Source organism: Paenochrobactrum glaciei (genome assembly GCF_039522165.1).
Taxonomy (GTDB): Bacteria; Pseudomonadota; Alphaproteobacteria; order Rhizobiales; family Rhizobiaceae; genus Paenochrobactrum; species Paenochrobactrum glaciei.
Map to the genome: position 1 here is coordinate 120,786 of NZ_BAAADE010000005.1, position 19,552 is coordinate 140,337.

18 protein-coding genes are annotated in these 19,552 nt (G+C 49.5%); 17 read left to right on the top strand and 1 reads right to left on the bottom strand.

Annotated elements, in window-relative coordinates; genetic code table 11:
* The first annotated feature begins 504 nt into the window (after positions 1–504).
* The 15 genes from rcdA to ABDZ76_RS13095 all read left to right on the top strand — a co-directional run bounded on the left by rcdA (position 505) and on the right by ABDZ76_RS13095 (position 16,123).
* Positions 505–1,011, top strand: coding sequence for a protease adaptor protein RcdA (gene rcdA / locus ABDZ76_RS13025; RefSeq protein ID WP_343806286.1), 507 nt, complete (start codon positions 505–507; stop codon positions 1,009–1,011).
* Between the two features lie 94 nt (positions 1,012–1,105).
* Positions 1,106–1,621, top strand: a complete 516-nt coding sequence (gene ruvC / locus ABDZ76_RS13030) for a crossover junction endodeoxyribonuclease RuvC (protein ID WP_343806167.1) — start codon at positions 1,106–1,108, stop codon at positions 1,619–1,621.
* A 14-nt stretch (positions 1,622–1,635) separates the two neighbouring features.
* Positions 1,636–2,253: a Holliday junction branch migration protein RuvA gene (gene ruvA, locus ABDZ76_RS13035; RefSeq protein ID WP_343806169.1), complete on the top strand. Its 618-nt coding sequence runs from the start codon at positions 1,636–1,638 to the stop codon at positions 2,251–2,253.
* Between the two features lie 40 nt (positions 2,254–2,293).
* Positions 2,294–3,331 (top strand): Holliday junction branch migration DNA helicase RuvB, encoded by a 1,038-nt coding sequence (gene ruvB, locus ABDZ76_RS13040; RefSeq protein WP_343806171.1) that lies wholly within the window; start codon positions 2,294–2,296, stop codon positions 3,329–3,331.
* A gap of 2 nt (positions 3,332–3,333) precedes the next feature.
* Entirely contained in the window at positions 3,334–3,816 is a 483-nt protein-coding gene (gene ybgC / locus ABDZ76_RS13045) for a tol-pal system-associated acyl-CoA thioesterase (RefSeq protein WP_374844631.1), read from the top strand.
* A gap of 424 nt (positions 3,817–4,240) precedes the next feature.
* On the top strand, positions 4,241–4,951 hold the full coding sequence (tolQ, locus tag ABDZ76_RS13050) for a protein TolQ (RefSeq protein ID WP_343806173.1): 711 nt from the start codon (positions 4,241–4,243) through the stop codon (positions 4,949–4,951).
* 52 nt (positions 4,952–5,003) lie between these two features.
* Positions 5,004–5,453 carry a protein TolR gene (tolR, locus tag ABDZ76_RS13055; protein ID WP_343806175.1) on the top strand — a complete coding sequence of 150 codons (450 nt, stop codon included), beginning with the start codon at positions 5,004–5,006 and terminating at the stop codon, positions 5,451–5,453.
* Between the two features lie 7 nt (positions 5,454–5,460).
* Entirely contained in the window at positions 5,461–6,528 is a 1,068-nt protein-coding gene (locus tag ABDZ76_RS13060) for a cell envelope integrity TolA family protein (RefSeq protein ID WP_343806177.1), read from the top strand.
* A 163-nt stretch (positions 6,529–6,691) separates the two neighbouring features.
* Positions 6,692–7,963: a Tol-Pal system beta propeller repeat protein TolB gene (gene tolB, locus ABDZ76_RS13065; RefSeq protein ID WP_374844638.1), complete on the top strand. Its 1,272-nt coding sequence runs from the start codon at positions 6,692–6,694 to the stop codon at positions 7,961–7,963.
* 355 nt (positions 7,964–8,318) lie between these two features.
* The gene (gene pal, locus ABDZ76_RS13070) at positions 8,319–8,813 is read left to right on the top strand and encodes a peptidoglycan-associated lipoprotein Pal (RefSeq protein WP_343806181.1); all 495 of its coding nucleotides are present in this window, start codon (positions 8,319–8,321) and stop codon (positions 8,811–8,813) included.
* Positions 8,814–9,042: 229 nt separating this feature from the next.
* The gene (gene ybgF, locus ABDZ76_RS13075) at positions 9,043–10,038 is read left to right on the top strand and encodes a tol-pal system protein YbgF (protein WP_343806183.1); all 996 of its coding nucleotides are present in this window, start codon (positions 9,043–9,045) and stop codon (positions 10,036–10,038) included.
* A gap of 11 nt (positions 10,039–10,049) precedes the next feature.
* Positions 10,050–11,456 carry a tRNA lysidine(34) synthetase TilS gene (gene tilS, locus ABDZ76_RS13080; RefSeq protein WP_343806185.1) on the top strand — a complete coding sequence of 469 codons (1,407 nt, stop codon included), beginning with the start codon at positions 10,050–10,052 and terminating at the stop codon, positions 11,454–11,456.
* A 100-nt stretch (positions 11,457–11,556) separates the two neighbouring features.
* On the top strand, positions 11,557–13,494 hold the full coding sequence (gene ftsH, locus ABDZ76_RS13085) for an ATP-dependent zinc metalloprotease FtsH (RefSeq protein WP_343806188.1): 1,938 nt from the start codon (positions 11,557–11,559) through the stop codon (positions 13,492–13,494).
* A gap of 272 nt (positions 13,495–13,766) precedes the next feature.
* Positions 13,767–15,119 (top strand): phosphoglucosamine mutase, encoded by a 1,353-nt coding sequence (gene glmM, locus ABDZ76_RS13090; protein WP_343806190.1) that lies wholly within the window; start codon positions 13,767–13,769, stop codon positions 15,117–15,119.
* Positions 15,120–15,313: 194 nt separating this feature from the next.
* Complete coding sequence (locus ABDZ76_RS13095; protein WP_343806192.1) at positions 15,314–16,123, top strand: outer membrane protein; 810 nt, start codon at positions 15,314–15,316, stop codon at positions 16,121–16,123.
* Between the two features lie 65 nt (positions 16,124–16,188).
* Here ABDZ76_RS13095 and ABDZ76_RS13100 read toward each other — a convergent pair whose 3' ends face one another.
* Positions 16,189–16,440, bottom strand: coding sequence for a GlsB/YeaQ/YmgE family stress response membrane protein (locus ABDZ76_RS13100; RefSeq protein WP_343806194.1), 252 nt, complete (start codon positions 16,438–16,440; stop codon positions 16,189–16,191).
* A 217-nt stretch (positions 16,441–16,657) separates the two neighbouring features.
* Here ABDZ76_RS13100 and ABDZ76_RS13105 point away from each other — a divergent pair, with 217 nt between their 5' ends.
* Together ABDZ76_RS13105 and serA are read left to right on the top strand one after the other, a co-directional pair.
* Positions 16,658–17,833, top strand: coding sequence for a phosphoserine transaminase (locus tag ABDZ76_RS13105; protein WP_343806196.1), 1,176 nt, complete (start codon positions 16,658–16,660; stop codon positions 17,831–17,833).
* A gap of 115 nt (positions 17,834–17,948) precedes the next feature.
* Positions 17,949–19,550, top strand: a complete 1,602-nt coding sequence (serA, locus tag ABDZ76_RS13110) for a phosphoglycerate dehydrogenase (protein ID WP_343806198.1) — start codon at positions 17,949–17,951, stop codon at positions 19,548–19,550.
* The last annotated feature ends 2 nt before the right edge of the window (positions 19,551–19,552 follow it).

Genomic DNA, 19,552 nt, shown 5'->3' on the forward strand with positions numbered 1-19,552 from the left:
ATCGCTAAAATGAGTGGAAAAATTAACCTTCCATTAATCTTAACGCGGTTTAATCAATTCATATCCGGTTTGGCCGGATTTTGACTGAAGTGGTTTTACCACTTTGTCTGACGCCTCCCTGTTAAAACTCCTGAGGGCCGCTTATGCGGCTCTTTTTTTATTCTTTTTCAAGGTGTTAGAAAAATAGAATCGTTTTTTAACGATTGGTTACTTTTTTCTCTAAAATTTCCTGCCCTGTGGTTATTAACCCAAAATTAAACATATTCTTGCGCGACCGTGTATGAGTGTGCAGTTTGCGGTGGAGTTTCGTGTTGCAGCGGTTTCATCCGCTCCCGCAACATGATCGAACAGCAGCTCAGACATTAGTTTTCGTGTCCGTCAGGTGGTTCAGTTCTGCTTGAGTCGGTCATTGAGATGGGCACATATAAATATGGGCTTGAACGCATTTGATATGCGGACAGGTCGCGGGATGGTGAAAAAGTGATCACAGAGCAGCAGCAGTCTTTGCCGGGCAATACAATCCGTTTGGCAGATCGCAAGGTCTATTCGGATTCTTTCAAACCGTTTTACCGTGAAGGTATGGATCTGGTTGAAGAAGCGGCAAGCTATCTGGATGGAGATGGTCGTGAAGAATCACGCGGTCTTTCCAATGAAGCGGCAGCACTTTACGCCTCCGAATCCATGCGTTTAACCACCCGTCTGATGCAGATCGCTTCATGGCTCTTGTTGCAGCGCGCTGCGCGTAATGGCGAAATGTCCCGCGCACAGGTCACAGCTGAAAAGAACAAGCTGCGTCTTAATACACCGTCTGCCGAGCAAAGCACTGCCGGTTGGAGCGAAATGCCGGATCGCTTTGTCGATTTGATTGAACACTCGCTGCGCTTGCAGGAGCGTGTGCGTAAAACCGATCAGGAAGTTTACGGCGAATTGCTGTCCTTCCGCCCGCCGGTGCAGCAAAATCAGGTGTCGCAGCAGCTGGTTCTCCTGAAAACGGCTTTCGGCGCTTCTTAATAATTTCAGTTTAAATAAGCGGCTCTCCGCAATTTGTTTCTCTTTTGTTCACATTTGTGCTGTTAACTCAGTGCAATAGAGCTAGAGTGAACATATGAAACAGGCGATTCGCATCATTGGCATTGATCCGGGCTTGCGCAATACCGGTTGGGGTATTGTCGAGTCGCTCGGCAATTCTTTGCATTTTATTGCATCCGGTACGATTAAATCCGATGCGAAGTTCGATCTGGCATCGCGTTTGTGCCAGCTGCATGAGGGCTTGGCCAAAGTTCTGCATGAGCATTGCCCGCATGAGGCAGCCGTTGAACATACATTCGTTAATAAGGACGCGACAGCGACACTGAAGCTGGGGCAGGCGCGCGGCATTGCGCTGCTGGCGCCAGCTCAGGTTGGCTTGCGTGTGGCTGAATATGCGCCCAATGCCGTTAAAAAAGCGGTGATTGGTGTAGGGCATGGCGAAAAACAGCAAATTCATATGATGGTAAAAGTTCTCATGCCACGCGCTCGTTTTGATACGAGCGATGCGGCAGATGCCTTGGCAATTGCCATTTGTCATGCGCATCATCGTGAAAGTTTGGTTGGAAGCCTGCGGATAGCCGCAAGCGCTTGATTAAGGGTTGTTGAATGATTGGCAAGCTTAAGGGCGTGGTGGATGAAATTGCCGAAGATCATGCCATCATTGATGTGCATGGTGTCGGCTATGTGGTTTTTTGCTCGGCACGCACATTGGGCAATCTGCCCTCAGCCGGTGAAGCAACAGTTTTGCTGATTGAAACCTATGTGCGCGAAGATGTTTTGCGCCTGTTTGGTTTTGGCACCGCTTTGGAGCGTGAATGGTTCCGCTTGTTGCAAAGTGTGCAAGGGGTGGGCGCGAAAGTAGCGCTTGCGGTTTTAGGTGCTTTGACACCATCCGAACTTGCCAATGCTATTGCACTGCGTGATTTGGCGATGCTGAGCCGTGCACCGGGTGTGGGCAAAAAAGTGGCCGAACGTCTGGTCACGGAGCTCAAAAACAAAGCACCGGCTTTTGCAGGGGCAGCGTCCGGCTCGATGGGGCTTAAACAGGAGCTTGGTGAAGGTGTTGCATCAAGTGCCGTGACTGATGCGGTGTCGGCGCTTGCCAATCTTGGCTATTCGCGCGAGCAGGCAGCCAATGCCGTGGCTGCGGCCATTAAGCAGGTGGGTGATGATGCCGAATCGGCCAAACTGATCCGCTTAGGCCTCAAGGAATTGTCGCAGTGACAGTTGATTTGATTTTGACTTCGCGTGTAAGGCGTTAAGCATGGATGATACAGACCGTTTGATTTCGCCGGATAAGCGTGGTGAGGACACTGACGTGGCCATGCGCCCGCAATCGCTTGACGATTTTGTCGGACAGGCTGCGGCGCGCGCCAATTTGAAAGTCTTTATCGAAGCGGCGAAAGTGCGCGGCGAAGCGCTTGATCATGTGCTGTTTGTCGGCCCTCCGGGGTTGGGTAAAACAACGCTGGCGCAGATTATGTCGAAAGAACTTGGTGTTAATTTCCGCTCCACATCGGGGCCGGTCATTGCCAAGGCCGGTGATCTGGCAGCTCTTTTGACCAATCTGGAAGACCGCGATGTTTTGTTTATTGACGAAATTCATCGGCTAAGCCCCGCAGTTGAAGAAATTCTCTATCCGGCGATGGAGGATTACCAGCTTGATCTGATTATCGGCGAGGGGCCTGCGGCACGTTCGGTTAAAATTGATCTGGCAAAATTTACGCTTGTGGCGGCAACCACCCGTTTAGGTTTGTTGACCACACCGCTGCGTGATCGTTTCGGTATTCCGGTGCGTCTCAATTTCTATACGGTGGAAGAGCTGGAATATATTGTGCGCCGCGGTGCACGCTTGATGCAAATGCCGATTGCTGACGATGGCGCGCGGGAAATTGCACGGCGTGCGCGTGGTACGCCGCGTATTGCCGGACGTTTATTGCGGCGTGTACGTGACTTTGCGCTGGTGGCAAAAGTTGATGTCATTGACCGTAAAATCGCCGATGAGGCTTTGTCGCGTTTGGAAGTTGACAGCCGCGGCCTTGATCAGCTTGATCGTCGCTATCTTGATATGATTGCACGCAATTTTGGCGGTGGGCCGGTGGGGATTGAAACCATTGCAGCCGGCCTGTCGGAGCCGCGTGATGCGATTGAAGATATTATTGAGCCATATCTGATCCAGCAGGGCTTTTTGCAACGCACGCCGCGTGGTCGTGTTTTGACCCATATTGCCTGGGAACATATGGGACTGCCAACGCCAACCGATCTGGCGCAGTCGCAATTCGGACTATTTCAGGAAGAATAAACATGACCGAGACACAAACTGCCAGTGTTGCGATAAGTGAAACAATCAGTGAGGCGATTGCCGGTGAATTGCATTCAGGCGGACATCGCTTGCTGGCACGGGTCTATTATGCCGATACAGATTTTTCCGGTGTTGTTTATCATGGTCGCTATCTGGAGTTTTTCGAGCGCGGCCGCACTGACTTTTTGCGTCTTAAAGGTGTGCATCATACCGAGCTTGCAGCCGGATCGCTGGGAGAAGAACTGGTCTGGGTTGTGCGCCGGATGGAGATCGATTTTAAATCTCCGGCTAAAATTGATGATCTGTTGGTGATTGAAACCAAAGTTGCCGATGTCAGCGGTGCGCGCATTTATATGAAACAGGAAATTACCTGCGAAGGCAGGCTGTTATGTGCGGCAATGGTTGAAGCGGTGATGATTACCAAGCAAGGCAAGCCACGCCGTTTTCCGGCTGAATGGCGTGAAGCATTTTTAGCATCCCAATAGCTTAATCACTGTATTTCATGCGTAAGTGTTGCTGGCTGGCGGTTTTTTACGCCAATTTTAAAGCCAAACTGATTCAAAAACGACAGTTTTTGTAATGTTAATCAGAATCGTAACGCATCTTTAACCATAATAATTCATTATTCATGCTGACGGAATCGGTTGGAATGAAGGTTTTTGCGTAACGCCTTCGTTTCACCAAAATTAACCGTAACAAGGCAATGGGTCAGGCAGACTGTAATTATAAAACAGGAGTGCCGGAAGTTGCTGCTTATGTGTTGGTTTTGAGTGCAGCAACTGCATGCCGATTGTTTAAAGTTTGCGCAAAAAGAATTCTCACCCGTTTAACACGGGATGAAATGAAGATGATTTTGCGAGCCGCCCGGTCAGTTAAAGCCGGGCGTTTGGATTCGAGGACGGTGTACTTATGGAAAATGTAGCGCTCGCAGCTCCCAGCGCTGATGTTACGCTTTGGGGCCTGTTTATGCAGGCGAACTGGGTCGTCAAATTTGTGATGCTTGGTCTTTTGGCAGCCTCTGTCTGGACATGGGCGATCATTATTGACAAGGCTCTCAGCTACACCCGCGCGCGCCGTGCGCTGGATCGCTTTGAACAGGCTTTCTGGTCTGGTCAGTCATTGGAAGAGCTTTACCGCAATCTGGGCGAACGCACGACAACCGGCATGAGCTCGATTTTCATGGCCGCGATGCGCGAGTGGAAGAAGTCCTTTGAAAAAGGTGCCCGCTCTCCGATTGCGCTGCAAATGCGTATTGATAAGGCCATGGATGTGGCTCTTGCGCGTGAAAACGACAATCTGGAATCACGCCTTGGCTTTCTGGCAACCATTGGTTCGGCCGCCCCCTTTATCGGTCTGTTCGGTACGGTTGTTGGTATTATGAGCTCGTTCCAGGCGATTGCGGCTTCCAAAAACACCAACCTTGCGGTTGTAGCACCCGGTATTGCTGAAGCGCTGCTTGCAACAGCGATTGGTCTTCTTGCGGCTATTCCGGCAGTTATTGCCTACAATAAACTGTCGGGCGATGCGGCGAAAATCAGTGGCAGGCTCGAAGGCTTTGCTGATGAATTCTCTGCCATACTATCGCGCCAAATTGATGAGAAGCTCACACCTCGCAATTGAGGCTTTGTGAATGCTTGTTTGAAGAAGACGTATAAGAATTCAGGAAATAATCATGGGCATGTCGGTTGGTAATCAGGGAATGTCAGGCGGTCGTCGCCGGCGCGGACGTAAAAAAGCTCTTATGAGCGAAATCAACGTCACGCCATTTGTTGACGTCATGCTGGTGTTGTTGATCATTTTCATGATTTCGGCGCCGCTGCTGACGGTTGGCGTGCCTATTGATCTGCCTGACACGCAGGCCAAAGCCATGAATGCGGACACGCAGCCAATCACGGTTTCGGTCAATGACAAGGGCGAGATCTATTTGCAGGAAACTGAAATAGCTATGGATGAAGTTGTTGCTAAATTGGAGGCAATTTCCAAGACCGGCTATGATGAGCGAATTTTTGTGCGCGGTGATAAATCCGCCGATTACGGCACCGTGATGAAAGTCATGGCACGTATTTCCGCGGCCGGTTTTAAAAATATCGGCTTAGTCACCCTCCAGGAGCAGGATAGCTGACGGTATCATGAAGGCCGGGCTCACATCCTCCGTGGTTATCCACGTCGCAATTATCGGTATGGGATTGGTTTCATTCTCATCGCCGCGGGCATTTGACGTCTCCGATTCAGAAGCTTTTCCTGTCGATATCGTGCCCATCGAATCGATTACGCAGGTTCAGCAAGGCGAAAAAACTGCGCCGAAAAAAGAATTTTCTGCGCCGAAACCCACCACGAAACCACAAACCGTCGATCAGGCAGAAAATGTCGGTGATCAGGATATTGATCTGAAAACGCCTCCGCGTCCGGATGAAAAGCCGAAAAACGTGGAAACTGCGGATGCGGCGAAAGCCGAGCCGAAGCCAGCAGATAAGCCAGAACCAAAACCTGAGCCGAAGCCTGATCCGGCGCCTGAAACAAAACCGCAGCCTGTACCCGCTACAGAAGTGCAGCAAAAGCCGGAGCCAAAGCAGGACGTACAGCCTGATCCGGTAGCAGAAGCAATTGAAAAGCAAGCGGAAATCGCGCTGGACAATACGCCGAAACTGCCGGAAAAAGTGCCGACCCCGCAGGCTAAGCCACAGCCGCCGCAGGCACAGACTGCTAAAACACCGGACCGCAAACCGGTGGAAGAACCGAAGAAGACCGCCAATAATAGCGCATCTTCACAGGAAAAAGACGCAACCGCTGATGAAGTGGCAGCGCTTTTGAACCGTGAAAAAGCAGCTGGTGGCGGTGCTAAACGTTCGACCGATCAGGCATCACTGGGTGCGAAGAAAACAACCGGTGGCTCGAAACTTAGCCAGAGCGAAATGGACGCGCTGCGCGGTCAGATTTCCAAATGCTGGAACGTACCCGCCGGTGTGGCTGATGCGCAAGGTCTGATTGTCACCGTGAAGATGCATCTGAATGAGAGCGGCGAGATTGAAGGTTCACCGGTGGTGACTTCAGGCGGGGCAGATAGTGGTGTTGGCCGTGTGGCAGCTGAAAGCGCCAAGCGTGCCGTCATGCGCTGTGCGCCTTACAACCTGCCGCGCGATAAATATGATTCATGGGCCGATGTGATTGTAAACTTCGACCCGAGCGAAATGTTCTAAAACAAGGTCACGGCGCTGCGGTTTGGAAAAATGGCAGCGCATGATCATGAATAAACAGACTTAGTGTAACGATTTCTGAAATAAGACAGATGAGGCCTCGGTCATCATGAAAAACAAGATCATGAAGATAAAGATACGGACGATCTTTGCAGCTGTCGCTGTAATGGTCACCGCCAGTATGGCCGCGACTTTGCCGGCACGCGCGGTTGTTGAGATTAATATTAACAAGGGCAATGTGGAGCCGCTGCCGATTGCCGTGACTGACTTTCTCTCCGGAGATCAGTTGGGTGCTAATATTTCGGCGGTGATTGCTGCCGATCTGGAGCGCTCAGGCCTCTTTGCGCCAATCGATAAAAAAGCTTTTATCGAAAAAATTTCCAATCCGGATGCAGCGCCACGTTTTGAAGACTGGAAAGTCATCAATGCGCAGGCTCTGGCAACAGGGCGTATCACCAAACAGCCGGATGGCCGTTTGAAGGCAGAGTTCCGCCTGTGGGATACTTTTGGCGGCCAGCAGTTGACCGGCCAGCAGTTCTACACCACGCCTGAAAACTGGCGTCGTGTGGCGCACATTATTGCTGATGCGATTTATGAGCGTCTGACCGGTGAAAAAGGTTATTTCGACACCCGTATCGTTTATGTTGACGAATCCGGTTCTGCTGCCAAGCGCGTTAAACGTCTGGCGATTATGGATCAGGATGGTGCAAATGTGCGCTACCTTTCCGATGGCCGTGACATGGTGCTGACACCACGTTTCTCGCCAAACCGTCAGGAAGTGACTTATATGTCCTTTAGCGGTGACCGTCCGCGTGTTTATCTGTTGCAGCTGGAAACCGGACAGCGTGAAGTTGTTGGTAACTTCCCTGGCATGACCATTGCGCCACGCTTCTCGCCTGATGGTCAGAAGGTCATCATGAGCTTGCTGCAGGATGATGGTAGTGCCAATATCTATACGATGGATCTGCGTTCACGCACCACCACACGCCTGACCAATTCTCAGGCGATTGACACTTCTGCGTCTTATTCGCCTGATGGTTCGAAGATCGTATTTGAATCCGACCGTGGCGGCCGTCAGCAGATTTATGTGATGGGTGCCGATGGTTCCAATCCGCAGCGTATTTCTTTTGGTAACGGTAGCTATTCCACACCGGTTTGGTCACCACGCGGCGATCTGATTGCCTTTACCAAGCAATCGGGCGGCCAGTTCTCCATTGGTGTGATGAAACCTGATGGTTCGGGCGAACGTCTGCTGACCACCGGCTTCCACAATGAAGGCCCGACCTGGTCACCAAATGGTCGTGTGCTGATGTTCTTCCGTCAGCCGCGCGGTGCAGGTGCCAAACTTTACACGGTTGACGTGACCGGCCGTAACGAACGTCAGATCCAGACCCCGAATGGCGGTTCCGATCCGGCATGGTCACCATTGCTCGAATAGTTGCCTGTTTGAGTGCAAAGAATTGAAACGGGGTTTGTTTAAATTTAAGCAAGCCCCGTTTTTTAAAAGCCGGAAGTGTAAGCCGAAGCAGATCACTTTCATCAAATGCAGCTGCTGTATGCGTTTGAGGCTTATCTGCAACGCTTGCTAAAATGCGACCATTATTGAATAATGAAGGCCGCATTTGCTTTAAACAGGCCGTTTTTCTGCCTTAATTACCCTTCATGTGCAGAGCGAAGCGCGACTGGATAAAGTAGTCGTCATAAATTGTTAACCTTGCTTTTTCAGCATAATTTAACCTCAATGTGATTATTGGGCTCTAACGCTGAAACATTAACTTTAAGGAGCTTCGGCCATGCGCCGTTTCCAGTCGATAGCCCGTAGCCCGCTTATTATGGCTCTTTTCATGACACTGGCAGTTGCCGGTTGTGCATCAAAGAAAAACCTTCCTAACAATGCCGGTGACCTTGGTCTTGGCGGATCAGCCACCCCTGGTTCCCAGCAGGACTTCACCGTGAATGTTGGCGACCGCATTTTCTATGATCTGGATTCGTCCGTCATTCGCGCCGACGCACAGCAGACCCTGACCAAACAGGCACAGTGGCTTGCTCGTTACCCGCAATATTCGATCACCGTTGAAGGTCACTCGGATGAACGCGGTACCCGCGAATACAACTTGGCGCTGGGTCAGCGTCGTGCAGCTGCTGCACGCGACTTCCTCGCTTCCCGCGGCGTACCAACCAACCGTATGCGTACCATCTCCTATGGTAAAGAACGTCCGGTTGCAGCTTGTGACGATATCTCTTGCTGGTCACAGAACCGCCGTGCGGTTACTGTCCTGAACCAGTAATTTAAACGGGCAGCTGCAAAAGCAGCTGGTTGTATGAGAATATGAGTGATAAAAAAGCGGCTCTTGAGCCGCTTTTTTTATTTTTACATGATTAAGTTGACGGTTAACAAACTTTAGCCGAATTCAGCACTCTCATGATAAGAGATGAAATATCGCGGTCATGAGCCGTTAATGATCATGATTGACGGGAATGAGAAACAATCACTCCATTGCATGAGGCAAGCAGGGAATGAAAACTTTGACGAAACATATGACCATCACGGTGGCGATGCTGTCGCTCTTGGCCAGCAGCCCGGTTTTTGCCGCAGGTGCAGGCATGAGAGCAGAACCAGCTCGCGGCGGTCTGGTGCAATTGGCGCAGGCCGCAGATCCGCGCGTCAGCCAGTTGCAGGAACAGGTTCGTGATCTTTCCGGCAAGCTGGAAGAACTGAACTTCCAGATTCTGCAAATGCAGGAACAAATGCGCAAGCAGCAGGAAGATAACGAATATCGTTTTCAGGAGCTGGAAAAGAACAAACAGACTGATGCCGGTAGCACATCCGGCAGCAAAGCAGCCTCTGTTGCTTCTTCTTCACAACAAGACATGGCGGCGGCATCGGAAGATGCCGCGTCAACCTCCCGTCAGTCCACAGATGAAAATAGCGCCGATTCCGTGGCTATTGGTTCCGATGCCGATCATTCCCAGCAAGGCAGCGGAGTTCCGCCACGCCAGCTGGGTTCAATCCGCATGGATGCCAATGGCAATGTAATCGGCGAGTCAATGGATGTGGAACCGGAAGCCGTGCCGGAAGAAGCATCACGCTATGGTAAAGAAACGGCTTCGATCGCTTTGCCGGATACTGATAACCCAAATACGCTTTATGAAGCAGCATATCAGTATATTCTCTCAGGCGATTATAAAGCGGCCGAGGCAGGCTTTCGTGCCCATATTGACCGCTATCCGGCTGATCCGATGACGGCAGATGCCCGTTACTGGCTGGGTGAAGCCTTGTTTGGCCAAAAGCGTTTATCAGAAGCGGCAAGCGTTTTTATTGATACGCAGCGCGATTATCCCGATTCGAAGCGTGGCGCAGAAAATATGCTGAAACTCGGCATTACCTTGCAAGCGATGGGCAATCATGAAGTGGCTTGCGCTACATTTGCGCAAATTGGCTCACGTTACCCAAATTCCACTCCGGCAGTGATGGCCAGCATAGATAAGGCGAAAGCGGCAAGCGGCTGTTAGAGTGCGCTGGCATGGCAGAACTGGACGCAGTTTGCGCTGAACTGAAATTAGACCATGAGCAAGCAATCGTTGCGGCCGTTTCCGGTGGTAGTGATTCCATTGCTCTTCTTATTTTGTTGCAAGATTATTTAAACAGGCTGGCAACAACACAGGCTGTGCCGCAATTGGTGGCCGTTACTGTCGATCATGATTTACGTGCAGAATCAGCCGCTGAGGCGCAGGCCGTTGCGCAATTTTGTGCGCAAAGAAAGATCAGGCACATCACCAAAGTCTGGAACGCTGAGAAGCCCCATAGCGGAATTTCCGCTGCTGCACGCGCGATGCGTTATCATTTATTGATGGAAGCGGCGCGTGAAGCCGGTGCATCAATGATTTTTACCGGTCACAGTCAGGATGATCAGGTGGAAACCTATATTATGCGGCAGTCGCGGCAGAAAACTGCTTCTGGTGAGGGCGCTAATGATTTGCGCGGTTTGGCAGGAATGGCGGTTTTTACTGTGCTGGCAAAAGAGTTTTTGCTGGTGCGGCCTTTGTTAAAAATGCGCCGCGAAGCTTTGCGCGATGGATTACGTGCCAAAAATATTCAATGGATTGATGATCCGACCAATTTAGACACCCATTATGAGCGCCCGCGCATCCGGCAGACCCGCAAGGAAGAAGAGCATCAAAGCTATTTAACTTTGATTGATCAGGCAGCCGCAAAACGCACAGAGATTAATGAGCAAGTGGCTGATTATTGGGATGCGAATGCACAACTTGTCGAGCTTGTTGCGCCCGATATTGTTTTGCTCGATAGAACCTCACTCGCAGCAATGCCGCAAGCGGCTGCCTCTCTTTTCATCGGGTTCGTGTTGGCACATATTGGTGGTAAAAATCATCTTCTGCGCTTGGAAGATCGTGACTTTATCTATCAGACATTGAGCGCATCGCAGTCATCGCAAAAGCGGATGAATTATGCAGGTTGCGTGATTGAAGCAGGTGTTAAATATCATCGTATCTGGCGGGAGCAACGCAATTTGCCCGTTGTAAGCGTGGCACCAAAGAGCAAAATCTTATGGGATCAGCGTTATTACATTCACAATAACAGCGATGAAGCGATAGAAGTCAGGCCCGTTACGCGTGAAGATTTTCATGATTTTTGCATGAAGCATGATCTGAAGCGTCAGTCGTTTTTTCAACCTGCTGTTTTTTCTTGCCCCGGCATTTATAAAAAGAATCAGTTGTGTGGCTTACCAGCCTTGCGGCTGCAATGCGCTGAAATGAACGATATTTCCGTCTCGAAACACTATGCATTGCTGGATAATGTGTTGACGGGGCATGATTTTATACTGGCTTTGCGTTTTTATCAGCACTTCGGCGGCGGTGAATTTAACCCTGTCGCAAATATTTGCAGAAAGTTTCATAAGAATCGTCTTTGATCGCGCAGATTGCCTTGGCAATGCCGTTGTTCGACCCTATGTTACTGTTTGAATATTGTTCCGGATTGCAGGAACGTCGAGGTTATCGATTGGACCCGTTATGAACCCGAATTATCGCAACTTCGCCCTTTGGGCGATCATTGCTCTACTTTTAATCGCTCTGTTCAATCTGTTTCAGAGCCCCGGTCAGCGCACGGCATCGCGTGAAATTCCCTATTCGCAGTTTATAGATGATGTGTCTAACGGGCGCGTTAAATCTGTAACGATCACCGGTCAGCGTGTTTCCGGCTCTTACGGCGATAATGGTTCGACATTCCAGACCTATTCTCCGGGGGATACCGGACTTGTATCGCGTCTGGAAGAAAAGGGCGTGACCATTACCGCGCGTCCTGAAAGCGACGGTTCCGGTTCACTGCTTGGTATTTTGCTGTCATGGCTGCCGATGATCCTGATTTTGGGTGTATGGATTTTCTTCATGCGCCAGATGCAGGGCGGATCAAGAGGGGCGATGGGTTTCGGTAAATCGAAAGCAAAATTGCTGACCGAAGCGCATGGCCGCGTGACTTTTAAGGATGTGGCCGGCGTTGACGAAGCCAAAGAAGATCTGGAAGAAATCGTAGAATTCTTGCGTGACCCGCAGAAATTCCAGCGTCTGGGCGGTAAAATTCCGCGCGGTGTTTTGCTCGTGGGCCCCCCAGGAACCGGTAAAACTTTGCTGGCGCGTTCTGTTGCCGGTGAAGCCAATGTACCTTTCTTCACGATTTCCGGTTCAGACTTCGTGGAAATGTTTGTGGGTGTTGGTGCCAGCCGTGTCCGTGATATGTTCGAGCAGGCTAAGAAAAACGCACCTTGCATTATCTTCATCGACGAAATCGATGCGGTCGGCCGTCATCGTGGCGCAGGCCTTGGCGGTGGTAATGACGAGCGCGAACAGACATTGAACCAGTTGCTGGTTGAGATGGATGGTTTTGAAGCCAATGAATCGATCATTCTGATTGCCGCAACCAACCGTCCTGACGTGCTTGATCCAGCACTTCTGCGTCCGGGTCGTTTTGACCGTCAGGTTGTCGTGCCTAATCCGGATGTAACCGGTCGTGAGCAGATTTTGAAAGTGCATGTGCGCAATGTGCCGCTTGCTCCGAATGTCGATCTGAAAGTGCTGGCTCGTGGTACTCCTGGTTTCTCCGGTGCTGACCTTGCCAACCTTGTCAACGAATCTGCTTTGATGGCTGCACGTCGTAACAAACGCCTTGTCACCATGCAGGAATTTGAAGACGCCAAAGACAAGATCATGATGGGTGCGGAGCGTCGTTCTTCGGCGATGACGCCGAAAGAAAAGATGAATACCGCTTATCATGAAGCGGGTCATGCGATTGTTGCGCTCAATGTTTCTGAAGCGGATCCACTGCATAAAGCAACCATCATCCCGCGTGGTCGTGCGCTCGGTATGGTGATGCAATTGCCGGAAGGTGATCGCTATTCTGTGACTTACACCTGGATGATTTCGCGTCTTGCGATCATGATGGGTGGTCGCGTGGCGGAAGAGCTGAAATTCGGTAAGGAAAATGTCACGTCTGGTGCGTCTTCCGATATTCAGCAGGCAACCAAATTGGCACGTTCGATGGTTACCCAGTGGGGTTATTCGGATAAGCTTGGTTATGTGGCTTATGGTGAAAATCAGGAAGAAGTCTTCTTGGGTCATTCAGTGGCAAGAACACAGAATGTATCGGAAGAGACTGCCCAGATTATTGATGCTGAAGTTCGTCGTCTGATCGATGAGGCTTATGCAGAAGCAACCCGTATCATGACTGAAAAGCGTGAAGAATGGGTGGCTCTTGCCGAAGGTCTTCTCGAATATGAAACGCTTTCTGGTGATGAGATCAAAGACCTCCTGGCCGGTAAAAAGCCGAACCGTGATGCTGGTGATGATACGCCAACCCGTGGTTCAGGCGTGCCGAAAGCCGGTGCATCTACCCCTAAAAAGGGTGGTGAAGCCGGTGATGAAGGCCATATCGAGCCAGAACCGCAACCTAATTAATGTGTTTAAAGGCCGGTTTATCCGGCCTTTTTCTTTTTGTGGTTTATGCTTTGATTTGTAAAAATGCTGGTTTTTCATATTTCATCTTTACGAGCGAGCCGTCGGTAAATATGAGTTTCCCGAATGTTAATGGTATTATTAACTCAATTGATATAATCCATTTTATAAGTGAAATAGAGTGTTATTGCCGTTGGGCGGCAGTTCTGCGATAAAATGCGCAATAACTGTCCGCTGAATGTTTCATCCGGCAGCTCACGGGATAAGGCGCAATCATGAGTCGCAAATATTTTGGTACAGATGGTATCCGCGGAAAAGCCAATAGTTTTCCGATGACGCCCGATATCGCCATGAAAGTAGGCATGGCGGTCGGGCATTTATTTCGCCATTCTGGGCAGGCGCGCCGTGTTGTTATTGGTAAGGATACGCGTCGTTCCGGTTATATGCTGGAAAATGCGCTCGTTGCAGGCTTTACTGCAACCGGTATGGATGTGTTTTTGTTGGGGCCGATTCCGACACCTGCTGTTGCTATGCTTTGTCGCTCGCTACGTGCTGACATCGGCGTGATGATTTCCGCTTCGCATAATCCGTTTTATGATAACGGTATTAAACTTTTTGGTCCTGACGGTTTCAAATTGTCGGATGATCTGGAAATTCAGATCGAGAAGATGATCGAAGAGGATATGAGCTCAATATTGGTGAGCCATGGCGATGTGGGTAAAGCCAAACGTGTTGATGGTGATATTTATCGCTATATCGAATTTGCGAAACGTACCTTGCCACGTAACTTGTCGCTGGAAGGTTTAAGGATTGTTGTCGATTGCGCCAATGGTGCAGCCTATAAAGTGGCACCTGCTGCGCTGTGGGAGCTTGGTGCGGAAGTCATTACCATTAATGACAAGCCAAACGGCATTAATATTAACGAAGATTGTGGTTCGACCCATCCGATTGGTTTGATTCGTAAAGTACATGAAGTGCGTGCCGATGTGGGTATTGCACTTGATGGTGATGCGGATCGTGTATTGCTGGTTGATGAGACAGGCACGGTGATTGACGGCGATCAGCTGATGGCTGTGATTGCGCAATCCTGGGCGCGTAGCGGTCGTTTGCAGGGTGGCGGCATTGTTGCAACCATCATGTCCAATCTTGGTCTTGAGCGCTTTTTGAGCGACCAGCATTTATCATTGGCACGCACGAAAGTTGGTGATCGTTATGTGGTTGAGCATATGCGCGCTAACGGCTTCAATGTCGGCGGTGAGCAATCCGGCCATATTGTTTTGTCAGAGTTTTCGACCACTGGTGACGGGCTTGTTTCTGCATTGCAGATTTTAGCCTGCGTTCAGCAAGAGGGGCGCCCTCTGAGCGAAGTTTGCCGCAAGTTTGAACCTGTGCCGCAATTGTTAAAAAATGTGCGTTTTACAGGCGGGAAACCGCTTGAAAATAAGCTGGTAAAATCCGCAATTGAAGATGCGCAAAGCAGATTGGGCGATAATGGTCGCTTGGTGATCCGTCCTTCAGGCACAGAACCATTGATCCGCGTGATGGCTGAAGGTGATGACCGTCAGCTGGTTGAAACTGTCGTGGATGACATCATCAACGTTATTTCTTCCATTAAGACAGCGGCTTAAGGTTTAATTTTTCGATTTTTTTAATAACCGTCCGGCGATCGTCGGGCGGTTATTTTATTATGTGCATTTATCAGTAAATCTTAATGTTTATGGTAAAAAAACAAGGTTAAGCAGCATTTAACTTTTAACCGTTAGATTGGTCTCAAAATTGATAGTTGCATCGTTTCGCGATGTTAAATTGTGATGAGGCTGATATGAAACAGACCCTGAATTATGGCTTGGCGGTCGCGATCGCGTTAACGGGCACTGCGAGTTTTACAACTCTTTCGCAAGCTGCGGATGTTATTGCTGAAGTTCCGGCAATTGAACTGCCGCCACAGCCGGTTTCAGCCGGTGGCTGGTATTTGCGCGGTGATGTTGGTTATTCTTCTACAAAATTTCGTGATGCAAAATTCCCGACTTATTATAAAGAAGGATGCTGCGTCACTGAGGGCAAAGAAGGTCATATTTCCGGCAAGTTAAAGGGCTCGTTCCTTGTTGGTGGTGGTGTGGGTTATCAGGCGACGGATTATTTCCGTACTGATTTGACTTTAGATTATCTGACGCGTTCCCGCTTTAGAGGGCATACTGGTACAACTTGTGTAACTGATCCAGATGAACATACATTCAGCTGTTCGACTTCTGATCGTGGAAAAATGTCAGCGCTTTCGTTGATGGCAAACGCTTATATTGATATTGCCAATATCAATGGCTTTACCCCTTATGTAGGCGCCGGTATTGGTGGCACGCGCGTAAAATATGGCAGTTTCTCTAAAGATACAGGTTCTGGAAACTTTGATATTAATGATGTGGCTGGTGCATCAAGCTGGCGCTTTACCTGGGCTTTGATGGCTGGTGCATCTTATGATCTGACACAGAACCTCAAGCTGGATGCCGGTTATCGTTTCCGCCATGTCAATGGTGGTAAAATGCATGATGGTTGGGGCTCAAATGGTGCTGCTTACGATAAAGGCCTGAACATTCATGATGTCCGCGTTGGTTTGCGTTACCAGTTCGACAACTAATCTATAAAAAAATAATTTATAAAAAAAGCAGGCCTTTGAGCCTGCTTTTTTTGTGATTCGTTTTTTTAACGCCTTATCGCTCGTCCAAGAGCAATCAAAATACAGGCACCGATAAAACCGGCAATCAGGTAGCCGATCCAGCCTGTCAGAACAACACCGATAATGCCGAGCAGGAAATTGGCAACAACTGCACCGATGATACCCAAAATGATATTCATGAAAATGCTATTGTTGCTTTTCATGAACATTTCAGCCAGCCAACCGGCTAAGCCACCAATAATAATCGCTGCAATCCAACCGATTTGTGCATCTTCCATAAAATGTCTCCAGCTTTGTTACGTCAGGCTTGTTATGAAACTTAAACGCAGTCTTGGGTGAAATGGTTCCTTAAAGCTTAGAAATAATCTGCACCTATCGCGTGGGTTAAAAATATTTTCTCAACCATCTTGCGCTGCATAGCGGTTTCCAATATCCTGGTAAGTGGGCCACGTCTCCCCAACGAGACGCGTGCTATCTGTGAGGATAGGAAACAATATGACCACGATTACGAAGCCGGACACCCGTCCGCTTAATCCTAATTTTTCTTCTGGTCCCTGTGCAAAACGTCCCGGCTGGTCGCTTGAAGCGCTAAACGGTGCACCTTTTGGCCGTTCGCATCGTGCGAAAATCGGCAAGACAAAGCTGAAACAGGCGATCGATCTTACCCGTGAAGTTTTAAATGTCCCTGCCGATTATCGTATCGGTATTGTCGCTGCATCTGATACCGGCGCTGTTGAAATGGCGCTTTGGTCAATGCTTGGCGCACGCGGTGTTGATATGGTTGCATGGGAAAGCTTCGGTGCCGGTTGGGTCACTGACGTTGTCAAACAACTGAAATTAGAAGATACCCGCGTTTTTGAAGCGCCCTATGGTGAAATCGTTGATTTTGCTAAAGTCGATTTTGATCGCGACGTTGTCTTTACCTGGAATGGTACAACTTCGGGTGTACGCGTTGCCAATGGCGATTTTATTCCGGCAGACCGCCAAGGTCTGACCATTTGTGATGCGACCTCTGCTGCATTTGCGCAGGATCTCGCATTTGAAAAGCTCGATGTTGTAACCTTCTCCTGGCAGAAAGTGCTGGGCGGTGAAGGTGCGCATGGCATTATCATTTTGTCACCACGCGCTGTTGAGCGTCTGGAAACATATAAGCCAGCATGGCCGATGCCTAAAATCTTCCGTCTCACTAAAGGCGGCAAGCTGATTGAAGGTATTTTTGCCGGTGAAACCATCAATACGCCTTCGATGCTTTGCGTTGAAGATTATATTGATGCACTGGAATGGGCACAGAACCTTGGTGGTTTGCAGGCTTTGATCGGCCGTGCTGATCGCAACTTTGCAGTTCTTGATGCTTTTGTAGAAAAGACACCTTGGATTGCTAATCTGGCTGTAAAGCCGGAAACCCGCTCCAACACCTCTGTCTGTTTGACCATTGTTGATGAAGACGTGCTGGCGCTGCCAGCCGATCAGCAGGCAGCTTTTGCCAAGGGCATCGTATCGGCACTGGAAAAAGAAGGCGTTGCCTTTGATATCGGTGCTTATCGTGATGCACCTTCGGGCTTGCGTATCTGGATTGGTGCTACAGTTGAGACATCGGATGTCGAAGCTTTGACGCATTGGCTTGAATGGGCTTTCCAGAACCAGAAAGCTGCGCTCAAACAGGCAGCCTAATCAGGCTGGCTGATCAAGCTTTTCAAAAGCGTGATGGTAATTGAGTTGGGACTTTTATCATCACTGCTTTTTCTCACATTTCCATATTTTCATGAATTCAGTGATGGAGGCCATAATGGCACCGCGCGTATTGGTATCTGATAAATTATCACCGACTGCTGTTCAGATCTTTAAAGATCGTGGCGTTGAAGTGGACTACTTGCCTGACCTTGGCAAAGACAAAGAAAAACTGCTGGAAGTGATTGGCCAATATGATGGTTTGGCAATCCGCTCAGCCACCAAAGCAACCGAAAAGCTGATTGCTGCGGCCACCAATCTGAAAGTGATTGGCCGCGCCGGTATCGGTGTTGACAATGTGGATATTCCGGCTGCATCGCGCCGCGGTATCATTGTGATGAATACGCCTTTTGGTAATTCGATCACCACCGCCGAACATGCTATTGCACTGATGTTTGCGGTTGCGCGCCAATTACCGGAAGCAGATGTTTCGACACGCGCTGGCAAGTGGGAAAAGAACCGTTTTATGGGGGTCGAAATCACCGGTAAAACCTTGGGCGTGATTGGTTGTGGCAATATTGGTGCGATTGTTGCATCCCGCGCCATCGGCCTTAAAATGAATGTTGTTGCTTTCGATCCGTTCTTGTCTGAAGGCCGTGCGAAAGAGCTGGGCGTTGAGAAAGTTGACCTCGACACATTGCTGGCACGCGCTGATTTCATCACGCTGCACACCCCGCTGACCGATAAAACCCGCAATATTATCAATGCGGAAAATCTGGCTAAAACCAAAAAAGGCGTTCGCATTATCAACTGTGCCCGCGGTGGTCTGATTGTTGAAAAAGATCTGGTTGAAGCACTGAAATCCGGTCAGGTTGCCGGTGCCGGTATCGACGTTTTTGAAGTTGAGCCAGCAACGGAAAATGAACTTTTCCATCTTCCGAATGTGGTCTGCACACCGCATTTGGGCGCATCGACATCTGAAGCGCAGGAAAATGTGGCTTTGCAGGTTGCCGAACAAATGTCAGATTACCTGATCAAAGGCGCTGTTACCAATGCGATCAACATGCCTTCGATTACGGCTGAAGAAGCACCATTGCTGAAGCCTTTTGTGAAATTGGCAGAAGTGCTTGGCGCTTTCGTTGGTCAGGTGACCGATGAGCCAATTCAGGAAGTTGAAATCCTGTTTGACGGTGCAACAGCCAATATGAACACCCGCGCTTTGATGAGTGCTGCTCTGGCAGGTCTCATTCGTCCGCAGGTGTCAGACGTTAATATGGTTTCGGCGCCGATTATGGTCAAAGAACGCGGTATTATCGTCTCCGAAGTGAAGCGTGATAAATCCGGCGTATTTGATGGCTATATCAAGCTGACAGTTAAAACCACATTGCGCGAACGCTCCATTGCCGGTACTTGCTTCTCTGATGGCAAACCACGCTTTATCCAGATTAAGGGTATTAATTTGGATGCGGAAGTTGGTCGTGATATGCTTTATGTCACCAATGTCGATATTCCGGGCATGATTGGTTTGCTGGGTACAGTATGCGGCAAGCATAAAGTTAATATTGCAAACTTTGCTCTGGGACGCGATAAGCCGGGCGGTGACGCAATTGCATTGCTTTATGTTGATGGCCCGATTCCTCAGGCAATGTTGGAAGAACTGGCCGAACAGCCTGCCATTAAAGCAGCGCGTCCGCTGGAATTTAATGTTGAAGAGAACTGATT